The following is a 21076-nucleotide window of genomic DNA, read 5'->3' on the forward strand; positions in this document are numbered from 1 at the left end:
TGAGCGGATAAACCAAAACGTGTCGTTAATTTTAGAACCATTCAAGCGCACGATCATACCAAGTATCGGCATCTCTTTGCTCGTTGTCGCCAGATTCAATCACCTCGCTATTGGGGATATCTAGCCCTTCGCGTTGGCGCTGCTGATTGATAGCGTCTTGTCCTGATTCAAACTGCGAGCGCTCACGTGCACGCTCTTGCTGATACAGGTTAAGCGCACAGCTACTGGATTCTTCTGGCAGATAAGCTGACATAACAGGTAAGTAACGCGCATCGCTACAGCGCTCATTGGAGAGCTTACCAGAGTTATTCTCAAGCCACATCCACTCGATACCCTCAGGCTCAGCCATAGATACAGGGGTTAGCCTTAAGCGTTTCATATAGTCTACCCATACAGGTAGTGCGCCGCTGCCGCCACTTAGGCCGATAGGCTTATTGTCATCACGACCTACCCATACGACGCTGACATAGTTACCACTATAACCTGCAAACCAAGCATCACGAAAGTCATTGGTAGTGCCCGTTTTGCCCGCTAGATTTAGGTTACTGCCAAGAGACTGAACGCTTCTAGCTGTACCATCCTTGACCACTTGCTGCAATGCATAGTTGGTCAAAAAGTTAGTCTCAGGCGGCACACTGCGCTGGGTATTTAACCCTGTACGTTGCAATATACGTCCGCGATCATCAATCACCGTGCGAATACTATGAATAGGCGTACGAAAGCCGCCCGTAGCAAAGACCTGATAGACGCCAAGCATGTCCATAGGGCTAAGATTGACCGCACCTAACAGCGCTGAGGGATAAGGCGGAATCTTCTCTTCAATGCCCAAGCGGCGTAATTGTTTGGCAAAAGTATCTACCCCAAACTCCATTCCTAAGCGCACCGCACTTTGGTTATAAGACTTGGCAAGCGCAGTCGTCAAAGGGACAAACCCGTGATCACGATTGTCATAGTTTTTTGGATTCCATTTAGTGCCATCACTAAGATTAACCGTAATAGGGGAGTCATCGACTGAGCTGGCTAGATTGTAGCGTCCGCTCTCTAAAGCCGTCATATAGATAATAGGTTTTAATAATGAGCCAACAGGACGCTTGGCATCAACTGCACGGTTAAAGCCTGTAAACTCGCTACCGCTACCGACGACAGCTACCAGCTCGCCCGTTTCAGGATTGGCACTGACTAACGCGCCTTGCAAATCTTTGGTTTTACTACTGTTGCCACGTAGACTGCCAAGCTTTTGACTGACGGCTTTATCTGCTGCCATTTGCGTAATAGGGTTGAGGGTACTGATGATAATAAGACCTTCGTTCTTTAGATCATCTGAGTAATAGACATCATTGAGCTCACGCTTGACGATATCCAAAAAGTCAGGAAAACGGCTCTTGCCCTCTACTGGTTTCTCGACTACGCCCAAAGGCTTCTCGATAGCTTTATCATAGTCTTCTTGAGTGAGAACGCCTATGGTGAGCATGTTGTTGAGCACTGTATTCCGACGCGCTTTGGAATCGTTGGGATGGCGGCGAGGGTTATAAACACTAGGCCCTTTTGCCATACCGACTAGTAGCGCTTGCTGATCGATACGCAATTCATTGAGCGGTTGATCAAAATAAAACTGTGAGGCAAGGCCAAAACCATTGATGGATCGATTGCCGTTTTGACCTAGATAGATCTCATTAAGATACGCTTGCAGGATCTCATCTTTGCTGTAATGCAGTTCTAGTAACACCGCCATCAAAGCTTCGTTAGCTTTACGCTTTAACGTGCGATCTGAATTGAGATAAAAGTTCTTTATCAGCTGCTGAGTGATAGTCGAGCCACCTTGGCGGGCGCCGCCAGAGGAGTTATTCATTATTGCCCGTGCAATACCGCGGACAGAGACACCTTTATGCTCATAAAAGCCACGATCTTCGGTCGCTATTAAGGCGTCAATCAAAGGCTGAGGCACATCATCCAAAGAGACGATCATACGATCTTCATTACTATCAGGATAGATACCACCAATACTCACAGGCTCTAGGCGGATAATACCCGTCTCATTCTGCTCGGTGCTTTGAATAGAGGCAATCTTATTCCCAGAGATCGTCATTTTAATGACTTGTTCTTGATCAACATCATTGGCGCTATAGCTAAAGCCGCGGGTATGGATAAAGTAGTTATTACCTGATTTATAATAGCTACCTGTACGATCATAAGCCTTGTTGCTGCGATAATTGAGCAGCTCAAGCCAAGTCTTCATCGTATCGTTATCAACATTAGCACCTTGATACAATTCAAGCGGCTGCGAGTATACTTTTGCAGGAATGTCCCAGCGCTTACCTTCAAATTTTTTGGTAATGGTTCGATCAAGCTTGACTAAATAAAGCGACAATAACACCATACTTGCGATGATAACGATCAATAAAATGCTGCTAATCACGGCTCCACGCTGTTGCGAGGGTAGCGTGTGAATCGCGACTTTAGATGATTTTGCTGAGGTAGAATAAGGTTTTTGCACTGATAACACACCGTTTTGAGATAAAAAACTGCTTTATAATGACGCAAATTGATAAAATTTTCAATCTATCGTCATCTAGGTAAGTGTTGATAGGTAAGTATTGACCGTCTTATGGGCGTGAGCCTGTATAATGACAGTCAGTAATAATGAAGCCGTCGCTATAATAACACTAAACGTCGCTTAGCTTTCAATTTAGCTTATAGCGCCTCTATAAAATAGCAGCTAAGAGCTATCGATAAGATGTTTTTTTGATGAATTATTTGAGCTTTCAATAAAGCAGTCGTTCTAAAAGCCCGCGCCATTGCAAGCCAATTTGTTTGAAGGAAATTAAAGTAGCTATGTCTAGCGCTTCGTCACAGTCTAAATCACTGTCTAATAATGTCTCTACTTATGATGAGTCAATCATCCAAGGGCTAGTATTGCCAATAGCCAATCATTGCTTCCATTGCGGTGATCCTGTACCACGCCCGCCCTTTTATACCGAAGTGCTCGGATCTCAACGTGAAATGTGCTGTATGGGCTGTCAGCTGGCATCGCAAAGTATCGTAGAGGCAGGTCTTGAGCAGTATTATCTTGATCGCTCAGAGATCAATCGTACGGCCAGCTTGCCGACTCAATTGACGCGATTGGAGGCGTATGACCATGATGAGATCAAGTCGCAATTTGTCTACGCGCAAGACGGTCTATCGGTCGCGGAGTTGTCCGTCAATAATCTACGCTGCGCCGCTTGCACTTGGCTGATCGAGTCGCGGTTGTATGAGATCGATGGCATAGATAAGTGTCAGGTCAATCTAACCAATCAGCGCATGCGTATCGTTTGGGATGAGGGCAAGCTGCCTATCAGTCGGATATTAGCAGTGATCAATGAGATCGGCTACGAGGCTAAGCCTTATCGGCAAGATACTCATGAGGCGATGCTTGCCAAGCATAATAATAAGATGTTACTTAGATTAGGTATTGCCGCGCTCGGTGCCATGCAAGCGATGATGTACGCGGTAGCGCTATACTTTGGCGCGCACGATGGCATGCTGATATTACAGCGTGACTTTTTGCGCTGGGTATCGCTTTTTGTCAGCATACCTGTGTTTTTTTATGCTGGCGTGCCGTTTTTTACCTCAGCATGGTCAGCCGTTCGCGCCCGTCAAGTCAATATGGATGTGCCCGTCAGCATAGCGCTGATTGTGACCTTTTTTGCCAGCCTTTATGCGACGATTACGGGTAGCGGTGAGACTTACTATGACTCTGTCAGTATGTTTATTTTCTTCTTATTGGCTGGGCGCTATATCGAGCATAATGCACGGCTAAAAGCGGCGACTATGGCGAATGATTTGGTCGTGATTGAACCGATGCTAGTCCGAAAAATAGCTGAAGACAAAGAAGCGGCCAACTTAGTGTTACAACAGCTAAGCCCTAGCGAAGTTGATGGTTTCGATACTGATACTGGTATTAATACTGATGCAATAGCAGTTAGTGGTTTAGCTAGCAATTCATCGGTTTTGACCATAAAGACACCCGCCAGCTTTATGCCGCAGATGGATGCTGGCACACAGCTGATCACTACACGCATTGCACAAGCTTGGCAGCAAAAAGAACCGCTATCTTTGCATGAGGATCACCTTATCAAAGATAGTAAAATGGTCACCGCGCAAAGCTTGCAAGTCGGCGATATTATCATGGTAGAAGCAGGTGCTGAAATCATCAGTGATGGCATACTGCTTAGTCCAATGGCTACGGTCTCGCAAAGTCTGCTGACGGGTGAGGGCGACCTCATTACTAAGGCTCAAGGCGACTATATCGTTGGCGGTGCGCAAAATGACAGTCAACCGTTCGAGATGCTGGTGACCGCACTACCAGAAGACAGTCAAATTGGCTTAATTGATCGGCTCATGAACCGTGCGCTTAGTGAAAAGCCCAAACTGGCTCAGCAAGCGGATAAGCTGGCGCGCTGGTTTGTGGCGCGGATATTAGTGCTATCCGTATTAGTATTTATAGGTTGGTATATCGTTGATCCAAGCCAAGCGATTTGGGCGACAGTCGCTGTCTTGGTAGCGACTTGTCCTTGTGCGTTGTCGCTTGCGACTCCTATTGCTTTGACGGTTGCAACCAACCGCCTTGCTACTTATGGATTTTTGACGACTCGTGGGCATACCTTGCAAACGCTTGCTGAAATTACCCATGTGGCTTTTGACAAGACAGGCACCTTAACTTATGGTAAGCCCAATCTATTAAACATTGAACTACTACCATTGTCGGATGAGCAGACCATTGCACTTGATAAAAACGAGGTATTATCCATTGCGGCCGCTTTAGAGGTCGGTAGCCGCCATCCTATCGCTCATGCGCTACTGACAGCAGCCTATCAATTGCATCTACCAGCTACTCAAAACCTAGCGCATTATCCTGCTGGCGGCGTAGAGGCTATCATCGATGGCGTGCGATATCGAATCGGTCATGCCAATTTTGCTTTAGATGCAGCTACTAATGCTAACAATAATTTGACTGTAGATTTAAATCAGCATCGCGCCAGCTCAGCAGTAGTATTATCTTATAATAAAGGTTTAGATGCCTTTAATAAAGCTGGTAAAGCCTCTGATAATTGGCAAGCTTTGGCCTGCTTTTACTTCAATGATAAAGTGCGTGATAGTACGCAAGCTATGTTAGATACTCTAAAGGTGGCAGGGTTAGAATCAGTGATGCTAACCGGTGATCCTAGTCCACAAGCGCTAGTGATGGCAGATACTTTGGGCATGCAATCGGCCTATAATGGTCTCTCGCCTGCGGACAAAGTCGCTCATATTCAGCAATTGCAAGCTCAAGGGGCGGTAGTGCTGATGGTTGGTGATGGTATTAACGATGCGCCTGTACTCGCGGCGGCAGATGTCTCCACCTCTATTGCAGGTGCGGCAGATTTGGCGCAAGTCTCAAGCGATAGTATTATCTTAAATGGCCAGATTGAAGCGATTAGTGCCGCTAAACGTATCGCGAATAAGACCGAGCGCATTATTAAGCAGAATTTTCGTTGGGCACTTATTTATAATGGTAGTGTGTTGATACCAGCGGCTCTAGGCTATGTACCACCTTGGCTGGCTGCTATTGGTATGTCACTCAGCTCTTTATTGGTAGTATTGAATGCGCTACGCCTAAAACGTGCCTAATTCAAACGATTTGCTTAGATAAGTTTTTAAAGTTCTCCCATAAAAAACCGTCTTCTAAAGGCGGTTTTTTATGTTTGAATAACGGCTGAAAATTTTATAGATTAGTCTTGTAAGTAGCTTAGCAGACGCATAAATTCAATATACATCCACACTAAGGTTGCGAGAATACTGACGCTAAATAGCCATTCGTAATCTTCTGATATACCTGCTGCAACGCCGCGATCGATGTTATCAAAATCAAGCAGTAACGTGAATGAAGCAATAACGATAACGAATAGGCTAAAACCAATAGCGATAGCGCCACCTTCAAACAAGAAAGGTAAGCTTGAGCCAAAGGCTAAAGATAATACCCACTGCGCCACATAAACCAGCATAATAGCAATAATAGCTGAGGTCACAATTGAGCGAAATTTCTGCGTGACTTTGATCAGTCCTGAGCGATATAGTCCAAGCATTACCGCTGCAGTGACAAAAGTAGCGCACATAGCCGTAACCGGTACACTTGGGTACATACGCATAAAGAATAAGGAGATACCTCCTAATAAGATACCTTCTAAAATGGCATAAGGGATGGCCAAGGTTTTGGCAGTATGAGGTCTAAAGGTCATAAATAAAGCTAAACCGAGGGCGGCGAACATACTACCAAAGGCCGCCATAGTGGTAAAACCTTGTGATAGACCTGTCATAAGGGCATAAAAGAAAAAGCCCACACCTGTGATAGCAGATAAACCTAGTAACAAGCTGGTCTTTTGTATTACGCCTTTGACGGTCATCGGCTCGCCGCCGATCGCAAGTTCCGCGCGACTGACAATAGGATTTGCCATGTTTGTATCCTTAATTAATGATATAAATTCGATATAGGTAAGTTTGACATAGATGATCAATACTTTAGCAAAAGTGCCATTATTGTCAACGGTATTTAAGTGACTGTGTTGCAGCTTTGCAGCTTGATGATGTTTAGGGTCTGTTGTTTGAAAAAGCTAACTATAAAGTAAATAGTATTCAAAACTATAAAAAATAAGTGATGTTCAGCCTATTGTTCTTAATTAAATCATGGATAACTTAAATCACGGATAACCTTATGACTTTCTCACAGCACTGTCTTTACTCTTTTCGTCGCTGCCCCTATGCGATGCGCGCCCGCCTCGCAATCTTGTTTGCCGAGTTATCGGTAGAGCTACGGGAGATTGTGCTAAAGAATAAGCCTGCCCAGTTATTAGCGATTAGCCCCAAAGCCACAGTACCTGTTCTACAGCTTGTAAGTGGTCAAGTGCTTGAGGAGAGTCGGGAGATTATGGTTTGGGCGCTGACGCAGCATGATCCGCAAGGATTGTTAGATAATAGATACTTACGTCAAAGTAATGAGTTGATTGAGCAAAATGATGGCGACTTTAAGTATTGGCTTGATCGCTATAAATACGCTGATCGCCATCTTGAAATGAGTCAAACAGAGTATCGGCTACGAGGTGAGGCCTTTTTGCAGGTGTTAGAGGCATTGCTAATGGATAATACTTTTCTGTTAGGGGATAAGGCGAGTATTACTGATATTAGCATCATGCCTTTTATCCGCCAATTTGCTCATGTGGATCGCAAGACTTTTTATAGTTTGTCTTACCCTAAAGTGCAGCACTGGCTGCAATATTGGTTGCAGCAGCCTTATTTTTTGCAAGCGATGAGCAAGGTCCAGCCATGGCAAGAAGGCGATGATGTGGTGACTTTTCCGACATAAAGGTTTTGCTTTCTTATTAATAGATTCATAGCACAGAATCTATCGATAACAAGCTATCAACAAAAAGCTGTCACGGTTATCTAAAAGCTAATCTTCGTTGCGCTTGTATACAATATTCAGCTTTTTAAAAAAATTGTGCCAAGTGTCGGTGAAAATGTAATAGAATAGCTAGGGCTTGTCATAAATTGAAACATTTATATTTTACTTTCATAATCTAATTGATGACACACCGTAGGGCGTATTCGACCATGGATTGGCAAAGGACTGCTTTTTAGACGCATATCTTAAGATACAAGCACGTTAAAAGTGCTTAAACAATCTATGCACCTCGTTTTGGCACATATCGTCAAAAAACAGTCCAGCCTTATCAAACGGATATTAAAATCATCCTAGAATGCATTGCAAGTCTAGCTACTGCACCTGTATCATCTTTAACTTTCGTCTTATCTAGCACATAGCTTTGATCGGCTATTAGCAGTCTTTACTTGTGAACTATTAAACACGCCCTAAGGCATGTCCGCATTCAACATCATTGCATTTAATGGTATTAAAATGGCTATATTCTTGCCACTCTCTAAAAATTTATAGACAATAGGTTTATATTCTCTGCAAAATTTACTTTGATTAGCAAAAATCTGTTCTTATCCCTACGAGTCAATTGAGGACACAGCCTAATAAATTATTAAACTTTAAGACTCTTAATTTTAACACCTAAGTTTTAACCTCTAGCTTTTATCACTACTCATCGTACTACCCTAAACTTTTACTAAGAAGATTTTATTATGTCAAACAAACGTCCTTTATATATCCCTTTTGCTGGGCCAATATTGCTAGAAACCTCTTTACTGAATAAAGGTAGCGCTTTTACCTCGGAGGAACGCGATAGCTTCAATCTAACGGGTTTGCTGCCTCAAAGCATCGAGACGATAGAGGAGCAGTCATCACGCGCTTACCATCAGCTTTGCTCTTTTGATAGTGCAATGGATAAGCATATCTACCTGCGTAATATTCAAGATACTAATGAGACGCTTTATCATCATTTGATTGAGCAGCACATTGAAGAGGTCATGCCGCTTATTTACACCCCGACGGTTGGGCAGGCTTGTGAACAATTCTCCAAAATCTATCGCCGTAAGCGTGGCTTATTTATCTCTTATCCTGAGCGCCATAAAATCGATGATATGCTACAAAATGCCACTAAGCAAAGAGTAAAAGTGATCGTAGTTACTGACGGTGAACGTATCTTGGGTCTAGGTGATCAAGGTATTGGCGGCATGGGGATTCCTATTGGTAAATTAGCCCTATATACCGCTTGTGGTGGTATTAGCCCTGCTTATTGTTTGCCAATTTTATTAGATGTGGGTACGAATAATCAGCAACTGCTAGATGATCCTATGTATATGGGTTGGAGAAATCCACGTATCTCTGGCGATAAGTATGACGAGTTTGTCGAGCTGTTCATTCAAGCGGTCAAACGCCGCTGGCCCGAGGTGTTATTACAGTTTGAAGATTTTGCTCAAACCAATGCCACGCCCTTGTTAAATAAATATCGTGACCAGCTATGCTGCTTTAACGATGATATTCAAGGCACTGCAGCGGTTTCAGTCGGTACTTTAATCGCTGCGTGTTTGGAGAAAGGCGAAAAGCTTAGCCAACAAACCATAGCATTTTTGGGCGCAGGTTCAGCAGGCTGCGGTATCGCTGAGCACATTGTTCGACAGATGCAGCGTGAAGGCTTGAGTGAGGAGCAGGCTCGCAAACAAGTATTTATGGTGGATCGTTATGGTCTGTTAACCGATAACATGACAGAGCTACAAGAGTTCCAAGCACCGTTAGTACAAAAACAGGCAGACATTGAGCATTGGGACAAAAGTAAGCAACTTAGTTTATTACAAGTGGTTAAACAAGCCAAAGTAACGGTGTTATTTGGTGTCAGTGGACAAAAAGGTCTATTCACCCAAGAGGTGATCGAAGCTATGTGTGCTAATGCTGAGCAACCCATTGTGCTACCACTGTCAAATCCAACCTCTCGTATCGAAGCCACACCGCAAGAAGTAACGAATTGGAGTCGTGGCCGCGCCATTATTGCTACAGGTAGCCCTTTCCCTAATACTACTTTTGCAGGTCAAGTCTTTGAAGTCTCTCAGTGTAATAACAGTTATATATTCCCAGGTATTGGCTTAGGCGTTCTTGCCGCGCGGGCAACAGGTATTAGCGATAATATGCTCACAGCAGCAAGCCAAGCACTGGCAGATATATCAGTAGAATACAAAAAAGCACCAGGCGCTATATTACCGCCAATCAAAGTCATTCGAGAGATCAGTGAAAGAATAGCTTATGCAGTAGCTTTGCAAGCGGTTGAGGATAAGCTAGCCTTACCAATAACAGCAGAGAATCTAAAGCGTCGCTTAGAAAGTAACTTTTGGCGACCTGAATATCGCAACTATCGCCGTACTTCTTTTTGATTATTAAAATCAGCTACAAGTTATAAAGTAATCATAAAATATAAAGAGCCGAATATTACTGTTAGCAGTAGCATTCGGCTTTTTTTGGTGGATTCACTAAGGTATCTCTGTAGGTGTTAAAAAAGCATCAAGATTCATCAAAAATTTATATGAACTTAGAAAACTAAGGTTATACAAAGTCCTCGATTGCCATTTAAGTTTAAAATTTTAGAAGTAGAGTTATTCATAAAGACATCAATGCCTGCCTGCTCGCAGATTGATTTGACGATTGAGAGTCCTAAGCCTGTTCCCTTTATTTCTTGTGAATTTTGGCTAGCGCTATCTGATCTTGAGTCGCTAGTATTAGTGCTAAGTGGATAAGATGCATTCGATGATTGATGAAGCCGTACAAAAGGCTCAAAAACGGTTTCATAATCGCTAGGATGAATGCCTGCGCCTGAATCTATTATTTGCAATACTAATCTGTTATCTATCATTTTAGATAAACTATTTAACGCTCCAGAGTGAATCACTTGTGAGCCAAAACTATACTGAGCATTTAAAGATGAGTTCTCCAAGCTATCTGATTTTCGCTCAAGCTGAAATAGTTTAACGATGACTTGACCATGAGCTGGCGTGTAAATAATAGCGTTTTGAATCAGGTTTTTGACCAGAACTAATAATGAGGTTTCATCCCTATTTATTTTACGGTTAGATTGTAGATCCACCGTGAGCTCGATATTTTTATTATCGGCAATAGGGATAAGTAAACCGATGACTTGCTCGATAATGAATTTGACAGAAGTTAAAGTTTCTTCATTACCAAGCGCCGTATTGATATTACCAGCTCGAGCCAGCGTTAATAGCTGCTCGACCAAACTTTGGTTTCTTTTTAGACGAATCGCTAGTTTGTCTAGTCCTTCTGACATCACGCTATCAGTAGTGATACGCTGTAACCGTTGTAGCTGTAGTGATATGGCGGTCAATGGTGAGCGTAATTCGTGCGCAGCATCGGCGATAAAGCGTTGCTGACGCTCTATACTGACTTTGACCAGTGCTAATAATCGATTTAATGATTCGGCTAATGGCAATAGCTCTGAGGGCAGGTTACTCACTGGTAGAGGGTGCAAATCGCTTTCACGACGCGCGCCAATCTCTTTTTGTAATTGGCGTACAGGCTTCATCATTCGCCACATGATAAAAGGCAGTAACAGTATCAAAAATACCATGCCAATAATTAAGGGTAAAAAAGACTGCAATGCACTAGATCGGGCGAGATCATCTTGGAACTCGGTACGCTGGCGTACTATAACCACTCTATTAGCATCGTTACTACGATAAACGCGCCATACTTTATCATCTATGGTTTGCGTACTTAACCCCTCTGCTATAGCAGGCAAGTCCTCTAACGTCAGATCGTTATAATTGTCTTCATTATGATCATCGGTATCATCATTATTATTTTCATGAGAAGAGCTATACACGAGTGATGATGCTATTGTTGTATTAATAACATCGACGGTGATACTACCGTCGTCATCATCGGTATCAAAATGAATGTTAGATTCGAGCAGCGTAGCAGAGTCAGCTACTTTGACATTAAGCGTTTGCTCAAGTAACGCTGACATACTTTTTAGACTGTCATCTTGAAAGTCGTTGAGCTCGTTATAGCTATACCAAAACCCATAACCGCCAGCGACTATGGCAAGTAGCAACAAGGACACAACAGACCAAAAGATAAGTTGGAACTGTAGCGAGTGAAAGAGCTTATGGAATTTAGTCATAGCAATTAACTTTTATGGATGACAAATTGTTTTTAGTATTATGTGATTAAAGTTAGGCATTGCTGATGTACCATCCCAAGCCGCGAACGTTTTTGATCCGCTCTTGCCCGAGTTTTTTACGTAAGCTATGAATCAAAAACTCAATAGCATTACTTTCAACTTCACCGCCCCAGCCATAAAGTGAATCTTCAAGCTCAGTTTTTGACATCACTTTTTCAGGAGATTGCATAAAGGTAGTGAGCAGCATATACTCTTTTGCGGTTAAATCGACAGGATTGCCCTCCATCATCACGCGTTTGTGTGCGGTATCTAAATGTAAATTGCCAACGGTCACTTGATTATCAGCCTTACCTTGAGCTCGGCGAATAAGCACTCTCATCCGTGCAAAGACTTCTGCCAGCTCAAAAGGTTTGACGACATAATCATCAGCTCCTGAGTCCAATCCTTTAACACGATCTCTTAATTGATCACGGGCAGTGAGTATCAACACTGGTGTATCAATCTTGGCATCACGCATAACCGTCAATACGCCCATACCATCAACCTCTGGCAGACCTAAATCTAATAGAATGATGTCATAAGGCTGCACCCTTAACGTTAGGATAGCTTGGCGACCATCTTTGACCCAGTCAACGGTATAAGCCTCATCTTGCAAGGCTTCACTCAGACTCTCGCCGATCATTAAGTCATCTTCGACTACCAATACTCGCATGAGATATCCTTACTGTATGGCTATTAGGAGTAAAAAATATTTATCTATAGTGATACTTTTGATAGCGTCTTTAAACCAAAAAGCTCTAATCGATACTAGTGTGTACAGAGTAGAGCTATTGTTAAGTTGTATTCAACCAGATTTTTAGAATATTAATTATCATAGTCTAGCTGACTGCTAATAACTTGACTATTGCTGCTATTGATCACCAATTTGTGTATGTCCATTCCTTTCGCTATTTCAATCTCATAAGCAGGCATGCCATTGTCAAAATCAAATTTGGCTTCAATAATTTTACCATTAATACTTTGAGTCGCTTTTTGCATCGCTTGGGTTAGGGTTGTTTGTGCCTGTTTCATAGCGTTATATTATGCTATGTCGTCTTGATCCAGTTGTTCCTGCTTAGATTTTAGAACTTTACCCGTACTCGCATCAATTTTTACTTCGTAATGCTAGTAGAAGTCCATCATACAGAATAAGACATAGGAGAAACTTAGCGCAAAATAAGGATTCAGTTAGCTGCTATTGTTTTTGAACTACTGTTTTTGAGCTATAGCAATGGCTTGCTCTAGACTGATTTTACTTTTGACTATTGCGACCGCGTCACTCGTCTTAGCGCCTGAAATAGCGGAGATTTGACCTGAGGCAATAGCAATAGTACCGATACCTAAGACACTTGCGGCAATAATGGCTGATTTGCTCAAGGCTGATAGTTTTTTCATGATAGTTACTCCCTATCTTAAAATTAGTGCTGACGTCTAAATGAATGGTTCGTCAGATATAATGCTAGTAGAAGTCCATCATACAGAATAAGAGATAGGAGAAACTTAGCGCAAAATAAGGATTCAGTTAGCTGCTACTGTTTTTGAGCTATTGTTTTTGAGCTATAATGCGGCTGTTCATTCGACAATCTTTGCAAAGAGTACTACTTTATTATGTTAGAGATACTACTATTGGCATTAGCACTAGCCGCAGATGCCTTTGCCGCAGCGATAGGTCTTGGCTCAACGCATAGACATGATGCTAAGTCGCAGTTTATAAAAATGGCATTACTTATCGGTGCCTATTTCGGGGTTGCGCAAGGGGTAATGCCGCTGATTGGTTATGCGCTTGGGTCTGCTATGATTGGTTGGTTGAGTAGAGGAGCGGCTTGGATAGGCTTTATTATATTAGTAGCGCTTGGGATTAAGATGCTTTATGAGTCACGTTCTGTGAACGATGATGATACCCGAATCAGTCTAAATCATAAAACGTTACTGTCATTGGCTATCGCCACCAGTCTTGATGCCATGGGCGCAGGTTTTACGTTAAATCTATTGTCCGTCAATGCTTATTTGGCATGTGTAATTATTGCATTGACGACCGCTATTTTAAGTATTTTAGGCGCTTATATAGGGCGTCAGTCAGGAACTTGGCTTGGCAGCTGGGCAGAAGCTCTGGGCGGTTTGGTATTGATCGCTATTGGGGTTAGGATGGTGCTATGACGTATAATGAGAGGTATGAATAATAAGGGTAGTTATCAATTTATCATAGCACTAGATTCAATGTTGCTACTGTCATAAATAGTTGTTTTTTTGAATAATAAGCTGGCAAGGGCACAAGCTATCGTCAGCGACAGCAGCATCGATACCAATGTATGACTAAAAAAATGATCGCCAAAACTCATTTTATACAGTCCCATTGTCCAGCCTAGAACTGTCACGATTTCAAATATCCTATAGCGATACTTATACAAGCTAGGTAAAAACGCCAAGCCATATAAAGAGAACCCTGCGCTGGCATGAGCGGCTGGGAAGCATTTTGCATCGGTTTTAGCGAGCATGCTTTGCCAAAGGTTTAGATAGGGTAAATCACCACCGAAGAGCGTTAAATGATTGGGACAACTGACGTGAGTCACCCCTTTTAATAGCGCAATAGTAGACGGTACTACGACAAGAATAATCAGTAAGTAACTTATTTCACGGATTGAAAAAGGCACAATAAGTTTATTGATCCTGCCTTTGTTATGAATGGAATTACTGCTTGAGCGTTGTTTGTATTTGATAATTAACACAGTGATTAAATAGAGGGCTAGCAAGATCAGTAATACTTTAGGACCATCATAAAAAATAAAAGCATAAGGCTGAGCGCCTTTTTGTATCAGCCATTGCCCATTAGTATAAAAAAGCTCGCTGATGCGAATATCGAACTGACTATGCTCAAAGAGCAGAGTGGCAATAACCGTTAAGCAAAGCAGTTTGAGCCACATCCAAGCAGATAAGTTATTTTCTAAAGCCATTGAAATACCTTTCAATATATTAATTTGCAAAAGCTCAAGTACTCTTCGCTATAAGAAACTAAATAAAGCCATCGACCATAGAATAAACAATAGTAATAACGCCAAAAATTGCGCAGCAGAGCCGACATCTTTGGCTATTTTGGCAAGAGGGTGTTGCTTGGTTGAGGTGTGATCAACGCAGGCTTCAATACCTGTGTTAAATAGCTCGACGATAAGCGACAAAAACGAAGCGATCAGCAGCAGCATTGTTATAGGGATAGCAAAAGGCATGAATATTAGAGTGATAAATAGTATGAAATTAAGCCAAATAACTTGCCTAAAAGCCGCCTCATATTTATAAGCTGCTTTAAAACCATCTATCGAATAGCCCGTCGCTTTTAAAATACGAGCCAACCCCTTTTTACCTTTAACTTCACTCGCAAAGCTATCAGCTACCAGTAAAGCGTCGGATGTTTCTTTGGGTTTATAACCGAGATGTTCGGCTTTATTATCGAGAGTGACAGGTTTGAGAGTGCTCATATTCATTGCTTAATAGTCATTAAAATTAGAGTATGTTGTAGACTGTGAAGATAAAAAAAGTGCAATCACTGATACAGTTATTGTTGTAATGATCCCAGTGTAGGAGGGCACTGGTTAGCACTTGGGTATCATTATGGACTTAGGATTGTTAAGAAAACGTTAAGATGATGCCCTGTAACTTAAATTTATACCGTTAACTTAAGCGGGAGAGATACGAGTTTTGGACTTTTAATCTAGCGCTTTTATTAAACTGAATGCCTAAATCTTGTACAAACCAAAAAGCAGTAGCCAATACCTGTCCTATTGAGGTAAAGGCTACTGCTTTGATTAACAGTAAGATTAAATTTTAAGACTAATCATCCTCCTCCATATCGACTTGACTGCTTAGCACCTTGCCCGTATTGGCATCTATACTCACCTCATATATCTGATTGTCTTTGACAATTTCGATGTTATATAAAGCTTGACCTTTTTCTAGCTCGAACTCAGCGCTGATTACTTTACCATTTACGCTTTGGATTGCAGTTTGCATGGCACTATTCATAGATACTTTGGCCTGCTTCATAGCGCTATACTCAGCCATGTCTTCTTTATCTAGGGTCTCTTGCTCAGTCTTGAGCACTTTGCCCGTATTAGCATCGATCTTCACTTCATAGGAAATACCGTTCGCTACAAATGCAACTTCATATTCACCCGTTACGACACCTTTATTTTTTTCATCGTCGTCATAATCAAACTCTGCGCTGACCAAGTCGCCTTTGGCGTTTTGTTTGGCTATATCAATCGCCTGAGTCAGGCTGATTTTACTTTGCATAGCGCTGACGGCTTCACTTGAGCTGGTTACGGCTTTGGTATTGATGTTGCCAGCAGGGGCTGCGATAGCTGCTGCACCTACACCTGCAATACTAAGAGCGATGATCGCTGACTTGGTTAACGTTGATAAGTTTTTCATGAGATGATTCCTTTGTATTAAGTTGATTTCTGACATGCCGCTTAGTGGTTTATCAGCTACCTTGTTGGTATGGCTCTATAATACGAAATAAGACATAGGAGAGACTTAGCGTAGAGTAAGGGTTTAATTAGCGAGTTAAAAATAATAAATATTATTTGCTTGAGCCATCCAAGATGCTATTTAAATGGTCTTTCCTAAACTTGCGCTGGCAAATATCTGTTAACTTAAGCGTGGATATAGTGCGTTTTAAAATTCATTATTCATTGTTACGCTTAACCTGAATATTAAATTTGTTCAAGCTTTTGAGGTCTTAAGATTTTGTTTAAAAGCCTCTTTATAAGGTAAAAAAGATGTTGGATAAATTCTTAGAAAATACGACACTTATCACTTATTCATCGTCAAAAGTGTCAAAAGCATCCTGTGATGATATTACAAAATTGAGATTTGACTCATACAGTGACGAAGTATTTTGGCTGAATACTTATGGGTTAAGTGAATTCGATGCGATAAAGCAGGTTGTCATCCAAAATCAGTTTGATGATTTTTTGATCAAGCTACTGCAAGACAAAGAACATGCTAATAAGGTACTTGAGCTGGATAACGTGTTGTTTATCGCCTTAAAGGTATTGGAAACTGAAGATAGGAGCCTCAAAAGCGAGCAAATAATTTTTATTATATCGTCCAATATGCTGTGGAGCTTGCAAGAGAATAGTAGCAATCATTTTCAGTGGGTTCGCGATCGCTTGCTTCAAGGTAGGGGTCAAGTCAGAAGTAAAAAAGTGAATTACCTTATATTTCTTTTGATTGAATCGTTAATAACAAACTATGAGGAGACGTTTGAAAAATTATTAAATACTGACAGCGACTTTATAAAGGTAGCCAATATTAATCCAACGCCTTATTTTACCGAAAAGGTTGAGGAGCAAAAGCGACGTATGCTGAATTTTAAAAAGGCGACACTCAGTTTACGCAACACTATCGTAAAGCTGGAAACCATTGATATTATCACTATGGACGTTAAGTATTTCACAGAGCTTAAGGAGCAAGCAAATAATTTGATTGGTGAGATCGATTTTGAGTTATTCGAGCTTGATAGTAAAACTAATCTGATATTTTCGATTCAGGGGCATCGTTTAAATGAGATCATGCGCACGTTGACTTTGGTGTCTGTAGTATTCATACCGTTGACATTTCTAGCTGGTGTTTATGGTATGAATTTTGAGGTCATACCTGAGCTAAAATGGCACTACGGTTATTTTATTGTGCTTGGTTTGATGGTAACCATAACAGTGGGTATTGTCTTGTATTTTAAAAATAAGAAATGGTTTTAAAATAGTCTTAGTCTAGCCTTTCATACTTTGAAAACCGCAAATATTACGTAGGAAAAGTTTAATACCAGCTACGGTATTGTTGAGACTTATCGTGCTAGCTGTTATCGATATCGCTTTAGTCGCTTATATCATTCATATGCTAATACCTGCCAGCACAGTCAGCTATCTAGAGGTTTTCTCAGCATACGTACAGTCTATTACTGTCGGTATCATCAGTCATGTGCCTGGTGGTCTTGGCGTGTTTGAGCTGTCTATGGTGGCCTCATTACCTAAAGTAGATAAGACCACACTGCTATCAGTATTGCTATTGTTCCGTATTCTTTATTACCTTATACCCTTTGCACTTGGTTTATTGTCGTTCTTTTTGCATGAGGCTTATATTCGCTCAGGTATGGATACTACTAGAAAACGTAGAATTATACCTAGTGTATGGGTGCCGCAGCTGCTTGCTTTGGCAACGGCTGGCTTAGGTATCACTATGCTCGTGCTCAGCATTCTACCGCCTGTTGCTGATCGAGAGCTGCTATTAGGGGAGTTCATACCGATACCTATTATCGAGACCTCTTATCTGCTCAACACGCTGATGGGTTTTGCTTTACTGGTACTTGCGCGTGGACTACATCAGCGTCTTAATGGCGCGTGGCATCTATCAATGTGGCTGCTAGGGCTATCCGTAGTGACTTTACTTACAAAGCATTTGGAAATCGAAGTTGCGGTTATCTGTACGCTATTATTTGCGGTAGCCTATTTTAATCGTAGCTACTTTAGCCGTCAGTCTAATTTGATGAGTTTACGCTTAAACTCACAAACTCTCGTTTTATTATCGGTATTTTTGATTAGTCTATTTTGGGTAGGGATGTATGTCCATCGTCACGAAGCCTATAGCCCTGATCTATGGTGGAATGTGTCAGGAGATAGCGGCGCACGATTCTTACGCTCATAAGCGATGCTCGCTATCTTAACCATCGCCCATACTTTATTTAGCCTCATTCGGTTTAAAAAACCATCTCCAAGCCTTCCTACGCAAATAGAGCTTGCCCAAGCTGAACAAGTGGCTCGTAACTCTGCTTATTCGATTGCAAATTTAAGCTTGCTAGGTGATAAGCAACTGCTATTTAGCGACACAGGCAATAGCTTTATTATGTATCAAACTCAGGGAAGAAGCTGGATTGTCATGTCTGATCCCATAGGTGATGAAAGTGAATTTGGCGTATTAATAGAAAGTTTTATTAAATTATGCCAAAGTTTTGGCGGGACTTGTGTTTTTTATGAAGTCAGCAATAGATATCGTCATCTATTTAAAGAGAATGGCATACAGCTTCTAAAAATCGGTGAAGAGGCTATTGTTGACTTAGGTGCGTTTAGCCTACAAGGCAGTAAAAACTCTAAATTTCGCCAAGTTGTTAGTCGAGCTACTAAGGATGGGCTTAGCTTTGAGGTCATAGCACAACAACAAGTGCCTGAATCACTGATGGACCTAAAAGCGGTTTCTGATATCTGGCTCAAGGACAAAAAATCAGTAGAAAAAGGCTTTTCGCTTGGATATTTTGATGAGGATTACTTAAAGTATTTTGATTGCGCAGTGGTGAAATATCAAAATGAAATCGTCGCTTTTGCTAATCTCTGGCAAAGTGGTCAGCTCAATGAGCTGTCTATCGACTTGATGCGTTATAGAGAGGTGCAAAATAGCGAAGGTAAAGCTATAAAAAATATGATGGACTATCTATTTATTAGCTTGTTTATGTGGGGCAAAGAAGCGGGATTTCACCATTTTAGTTTAGGAATGGCACCGTTTACTGGTTTTAAAGTTGAAGATAGGACGGCAGTCAAAAGCCATTCTTTAAAGGATAGTACTGCAAAAGATAATGACTCAAACGACGACGAAGCCTTAAAAACGATGAGCCAACATATTATAGATAGTAAATATATGGAAATTCCAGCAGAAGTAGAAGCTATTGGGCCTAAATGGCGCTATGTGACCAATACCGTGACCAAATACGGTAAGACTTATTATAACTTTACGGGACTGCGTCATTTTAAAGAAAAATTCAATCCTGAGTGGGAACCGCGTTATATAGGGATTGAAACGGGACTTCGTGCAGGCATGAAACCGATTAAAGGGCTAACCGATACCACTTTACTTATCTCTGGTGGGCTAGGTAATTTGGTTAAAATTTAGTAGCGCTCAGTTTGGTTGCATAATCTGAGCCCTCATCAGTATGGCAAGTTTGATCTGTTTATTACTTCAAGAGTATTAATGATAGTGAATACTAAAAGTGCTACCTCCGGACTCATTTGCCTCATGAGTGAGCTGCCATTCCATATGCGTCATGATACGCTGCACAATACTTAGTCCTAGGCCAGTCCCTTCTACTTTATTACTCGATGACTCAGATGAGATAGTATTATTATCTGTATTCATACGTTCTAAACGCTTAAATCTTTCATACAGCAGCGGCATCATATCTTCTGAAATGCCAAGTCCAGTGTCTCTTACCGTTATCTTGTTGCTATCAATAGTGATTTTTACGTCACCTTCGTCGGTGTATTGAAAAGCGTTTTTAATTAAATTACCAAGCGCCATTTTTAATAGCTCTGGTCGAACATTGACCGTGTAATCTTTTTCAGCGACGACCGTACAAGTTACTGATTTATATTTTATTAAATAACCGAGCCTAGCTATTTCATTATTAGCGATAGTATTAATAGAGGTTATTGGATTATCTAACTTTTCAGGGTTACGAGATAATAGTAAAAGGGCAGTAATGATCTCTGAGGTTTCTTTTGCAGTATTACTGATACGATCGGTAAATTCACTTAGATAGCTATCGTCTGCTAATTGCGATGCGAGCACCTCAGAGGCGCCCAAAATGATAGTTAGCGGTGTACGCAGCTCATGGCTGACATCCCCTGTGAATAGCTGTTCACGCTTTAGATACTGCGCTAACTTTTTGTTTTGCGCATCAATTGCCCTCGCTAATACCCCAACCTCTGAGGGCAGGTGAGTCAACTCTGCAAGATTTTGATGATCGATCTCTACTGCTTTTTTTAGATCTAATAGCGGCTTAGTAATTTGCCGAGAGGAAAACTGAGAGAAAATTATGGCAATCAGTAAGCTCAAAATCACAGCGACTCTCAAGGCATTAGCAAAAATATCTTCCAATTGTTCAAATATAGCAAGAACAGGGTAGTTCGCCATCACCAGCTCAGAGTCTTCTAAGTAGGTCAAAATATACTCTTGTGCATTTTGCTCGTAGATGAAAAAATGTAGGTTAGTATTGGTGATGCCTGCTTTTGTATTTACAGTGACAGACGTCTCTTGCACCGTATTAGTTGCTTGATCCTTTAAGCGCTCAGGTGCGACATCATACTGATATATTTTAATCCCTGGATCGGCAATATAAATAGATTGCTCACCTTCCTTTTCTTGACTTAGCTCTAATTGCTGTAGCAGCCGCGCTTTGACCAGCTCTTGCTCCATGCGGGTTTCAGCATACATAAAGATGCTGACGAAAGTTGCGCATAATAAAACCGCAAACACGAAGTAGGACAGCCGAAACTTATTAACGATAGAAGTTAAATTAAAAGAAGATAGAGTCATAATGGCAGTGGCTTATTTGGGTTTAACCTATGAAGTCGTTTAAACGAACGAAACATTTATCATTACAGATAATGACT

The 21076-nt window shown here is 41.5% G+C and carries 17 protein-coding genes; 7 read left to right on the top strand and 10 right to left on the bottom strand.

All coding sequences use genetic code 11. The features are described from left to right. Window positions 1–31: 31 nt before the first annotated feature. Window positions 32–2416: a penicillin-binding protein 1B gene (mrcB, locus tag Q9G97_RS04865; RefSeq protein WP_371747930.1), complete on the bottom strand. Its 2385-nt coding sequence runs from the start codon at window positions 2414–2416 to the stop codon at window positions 32–34. Between the two features lie 416 nt (window positions 2417–2832). Here mrcB and Q9G97_RS04870 point away from each other — a divergent pair, with 416 nt between their 5' ends. After that, complete coding sequence (locus Q9G97_RS04870) at window positions 2833–5649, top strand: heavy metal translocating P-type ATPase (protein ID WP_305899934.1); 2817 nt, start codon at window positions 2833–2835, stop codon at window positions 5647–5649. Window positions 5650–5750: 101 nt separating this feature from the next. On the opposite strand, the gene Q9G97_RS04875 is transcribed toward Q9G97_RS04870, so the two are convergent. Next, window positions 5751–6473, bottom strand: a complete 723-nt coding sequence (locus tag Q9G97_RS04875; protein WP_305899935.1) for a Bax inhibitor-1/YccA family protein — start codon at window positions 6471–6473, stop codon at window positions 5751–5753. 257 nt (window positions 6474–6730) lie between these two features. On the opposite strand from Q9G97_RS04875, the gene Q9G97_RS04880 reads away from it, so the two are divergent. Continuing rightward, entirely contained in the window at window positions 6731–7378 is a 648-nt protein-coding gene (locus Q9G97_RS04880; RefSeq protein WP_305899936.1) for a glutathione S-transferase, read from the top strand. A gap of 782 nt (window positions 7379–8160) precedes the next feature. Then, window positions 8161–9843: an NAD-dependent malic enzyme gene (locus Q9G97_RS04885; RefSeq protein WP_305899937.1), complete on the top strand. Its 1683-nt coding sequence runs from the start codon at window positions 8161–8163 to the stop codon at window positions 9841–9843. A 155-nt stretch (window positions 9844–9998) separates the two neighbouring features. On the opposite strand, the gene Q9G97_RS04890 is transcribed toward Q9G97_RS04885, so the two are convergent. From Q9G97_RS04890 to Q9G97_RS04905, 4 genes are all read right to left on the bottom strand, one after another. Then, window positions 9999–11606 carry an ATP-binding protein gene (locus tag Q9G97_RS04890; RefSeq protein ID WP_305899938.1) on the bottom strand — a complete coding sequence of 536 codons (1608 nt, stop codon included), beginning with the start codon at window positions 11604–11606 and terminating at the stop codon, window positions 9999–10001. A gap of 52 nt (window positions 11607–11658) precedes the next feature. Further along, window positions 11659–12318: a response regulator gene (locus Q9G97_RS04895; RefSeq protein WP_305899939.1), complete on the bottom strand. Its 660-nt coding sequence runs from the start codon at window positions 12316–12318 to the stop codon at window positions 11659–11661. 152 nt (window positions 12319–12470) lie between these two features. Next, complete coding sequence (locus Q9G97_RS04900; protein ID WP_305899940.1) at window positions 12471–12677, bottom strand: PepSY domain-containing protein; 207 nt, start codon at window positions 12675–12677, stop codon at window positions 12471–12473. Window positions 12678–12854: 177 nt separating this feature from the next. After that, window positions 12855–13040: a hypothetical protein gene (locus tag Q9G97_RS04905; protein WP_305899941.1), complete on the bottom strand. Its 186-nt coding sequence runs from the start codon at window positions 13038–13040 to the stop codon at window positions 12855–12857. A 213-nt stretch (window positions 13041–13253) separates the two neighbouring features. Here Q9G97_RS04905 and Q9G97_RS04910 point away from each other — a divergent pair, with 213 nt between their 5' ends. Further along, window positions 13254–13802, top strand: coding sequence for a manganese efflux pump MntP family protein (locus Q9G97_RS04910; protein ID WP_305899942.1), 549 nt, complete (start codon window positions 13254–13256; stop codon window positions 13800–13802). Between the two features lie 35 nt (window positions 13803–13837). On the opposite strand, the gene Q9G97_RS04915 is transcribed toward Q9G97_RS04910, so the two are convergent. From Q9G97_RS04915 to Q9G97_RS04925, 3 genes are all read right to left on the bottom strand, one after another. Beyond that, a complete protein-coding gene (locus tag Q9G97_RS04915) occupies window positions 13838–14596 on the bottom strand; it encodes a PAP2 family lipid A phosphatase (RefSeq protein WP_305899943.1) in 759 nt (252 codons plus the stop codon). A gap of 48 nt (window positions 14597–14644) precedes the next feature. Beyond that, a complete protein-coding gene (locus Q9G97_RS04920; RefSeq protein ID WP_305899944.1) occupies window positions 14645–15115 on the bottom strand; it encodes a diacylglycerol kinase in 471 nt (156 codons plus the stop codon). A 352-nt stretch (window positions 15116–15467) separates the two neighbouring features. Then, the gene (locus tag Q9G97_RS04925; protein WP_305899945.1) at window positions 15468–16067 is read right to left on the bottom strand and encodes a PepSY domain-containing protein; all 600 of its coding nucleotides are present in this window, start codon (window positions 16065–16067) and stop codon (window positions 15468–15470) included. 350 nt (window positions 16068–16417) lie between these two features. On the opposite strand from Q9G97_RS04925, the gene Q9G97_RS04930 reads away from it, so the two are divergent. From Q9G97_RS04930 to Q9G97_RS04940, 3 genes are all read left to right on the top strand, one after another. Continuing rightward, window positions 16418–17398: a CorA family divalent cation transporter gene (locus Q9G97_RS04930; RefSeq protein ID WP_305899946.1), complete on the top strand. Its 981-nt coding sequence runs from the start codon at window positions 16418–16420 to the stop codon at window positions 17396–17398. A gap of 91 nt (window positions 17399–17489) precedes the next feature. Next, on the top strand, window positions 17490–18341 hold the full coding sequence (locus tag Q9G97_RS04935; RefSeq protein WP_305899947.1) for a hypothetical protein: 852 nt from the start codon (window positions 17490–17492) through the stop codon (window positions 18339–18341). Between the two features lie 3 nt (window positions 18342–18344). Continuing rightward, window positions 18345–19577, top strand: a complete 1233-nt coding sequence (locus tag Q9G97_RS04940) for a phosphatidylglycerol lysyltransferase domain-containing protein (protein ID WP_305899948.1) — start codon at window positions 18345–18347, stop codon at window positions 19575–19577. 75 nt (window positions 19578–19652) lie between these two features. Here the strand turns inward: Q9G97_RS04940 and Q9G97_RS04945 are convergent, their stop codons facing one another. Continuing rightward, window positions 19653–20999 (bottom strand): HAMP domain-containing sensor histidine kinase, encoded by a 1347-nt coding sequence (locus Q9G97_RS04945; RefSeq protein WP_305899949.1) that lies wholly within the window; start codon window positions 20997–20999, stop codon window positions 19653–19655. Window positions 21000–21076 lie beyond the last annotated feature (77 nt).

Source organism: Psychrobacter sp. M13 (genome assembly GCF_030718935.1).
Lineage (GTDB): Bacteria > Pseudomonadota > Gammaproteobacteria > Pseudomonadales > Moraxellaceae > Psychrobacter > Psychrobacter immobilis_G.

Coding starts and splice junctions, on each gene's coding strand:
- Q9G97_RS04890 (WP_305899938.1), bottom strand. CDS start 11,606: ATGACTAAATTCCATAAGCTCTTTCACTCGCTACAGTTCCAACTTATC.
- Q9G97_RS04910 (WP_305899942.1), top strand. CDS start 13,254: ATGTTAGAGATACTACTATTGGCATTAGCACTAGCCGCAGATGCCTTT.
- Q9G97_RS04915 (WP_305899943.1), bottom strand. CDS start 14,596: ATGGCTTTAGAAAATAACTTATCTGCTTGGATGTGGCTCAAACTGCTT.
- Q9G97_RS04930 (WP_305899946.1), top strand. CDS start 16,418: ATGTTGGATAAATTCTTAGAAAATACGACACTTATCACTTATTCATCG.
- Q9G97_RS04940 (WP_305899948.1), top strand. CDS start 18,345: ATGCTCGCTATCTTAACCATCGCCCATACTTTATTTAGCCTCATTCGG.
- Q9G97_RS04885 (WP_305899937.1), top strand. CDS start 8,161: ATGTCAAACAAACGTCCTTTATATATCCCTTTTGCTGGGCCAATATTG.
- Q9G97_RS04900 (WP_305899940.1), bottom strand. CDS start 12,677: ATGAAACAGGCACAAACAACCCTAACCCAAGCGATGCAAAAAGCGACT.
- Q9G97_RS04875 (WP_305899935.1), bottom strand. CDS start 6,473: ATGGCAAATCCTATTGTCAGTCGCGCGGAACTTGCGATCGGCGGCGAG.
- Q9G97_RS04870 (WP_305899934.1), top strand. CDS start 2,833: ATGTCTAGCGCTTCGTCACAGTCTAAATCACTGTCTAATAATGTCTCT.
- Q9G97_RS04925 (WP_305899945.1), bottom strand. CDS start 16,067: ATGAAAAACTTATCAACGTTAACCAAGTCAGCGATCATCGCTCTTAGT.
- Q9G97_RS04905 (WP_305899941.1), bottom strand. CDS start 13,040: ATGAAAAAACTATCAGCCTTGAGCAAATCAGCCATTATTGCCGCAAGT.
- Q9G97_RS04895 (WP_305899939.1), bottom strand. CDS start 12,318: ATGCGAGTATTGGTAGTCGAAGATGACTTAATGATCGGCGAGAGTCTG.
- Q9G97_RS04920 (WP_305899944.1), bottom strand. CDS start 15,115: ATGAGCACTCTCAAACCTGTCACTCTCGATAATAAAGCCGAACATCTC.
- Q9G97_RS04880 (WP_305899936.1), top strand. CDS start 6,731: ATGACTTTCTCACAGCACTGTCTTTACTCTTTTCGTCGCTGCCCCTAT.
- Q9G97_RS04945 (WP_305899949.1), bottom strand. CDS start 20,999: ATGACTCTATCTTCTTTTAATTTAACTTCTATCGTTAATAAGTTTCGG.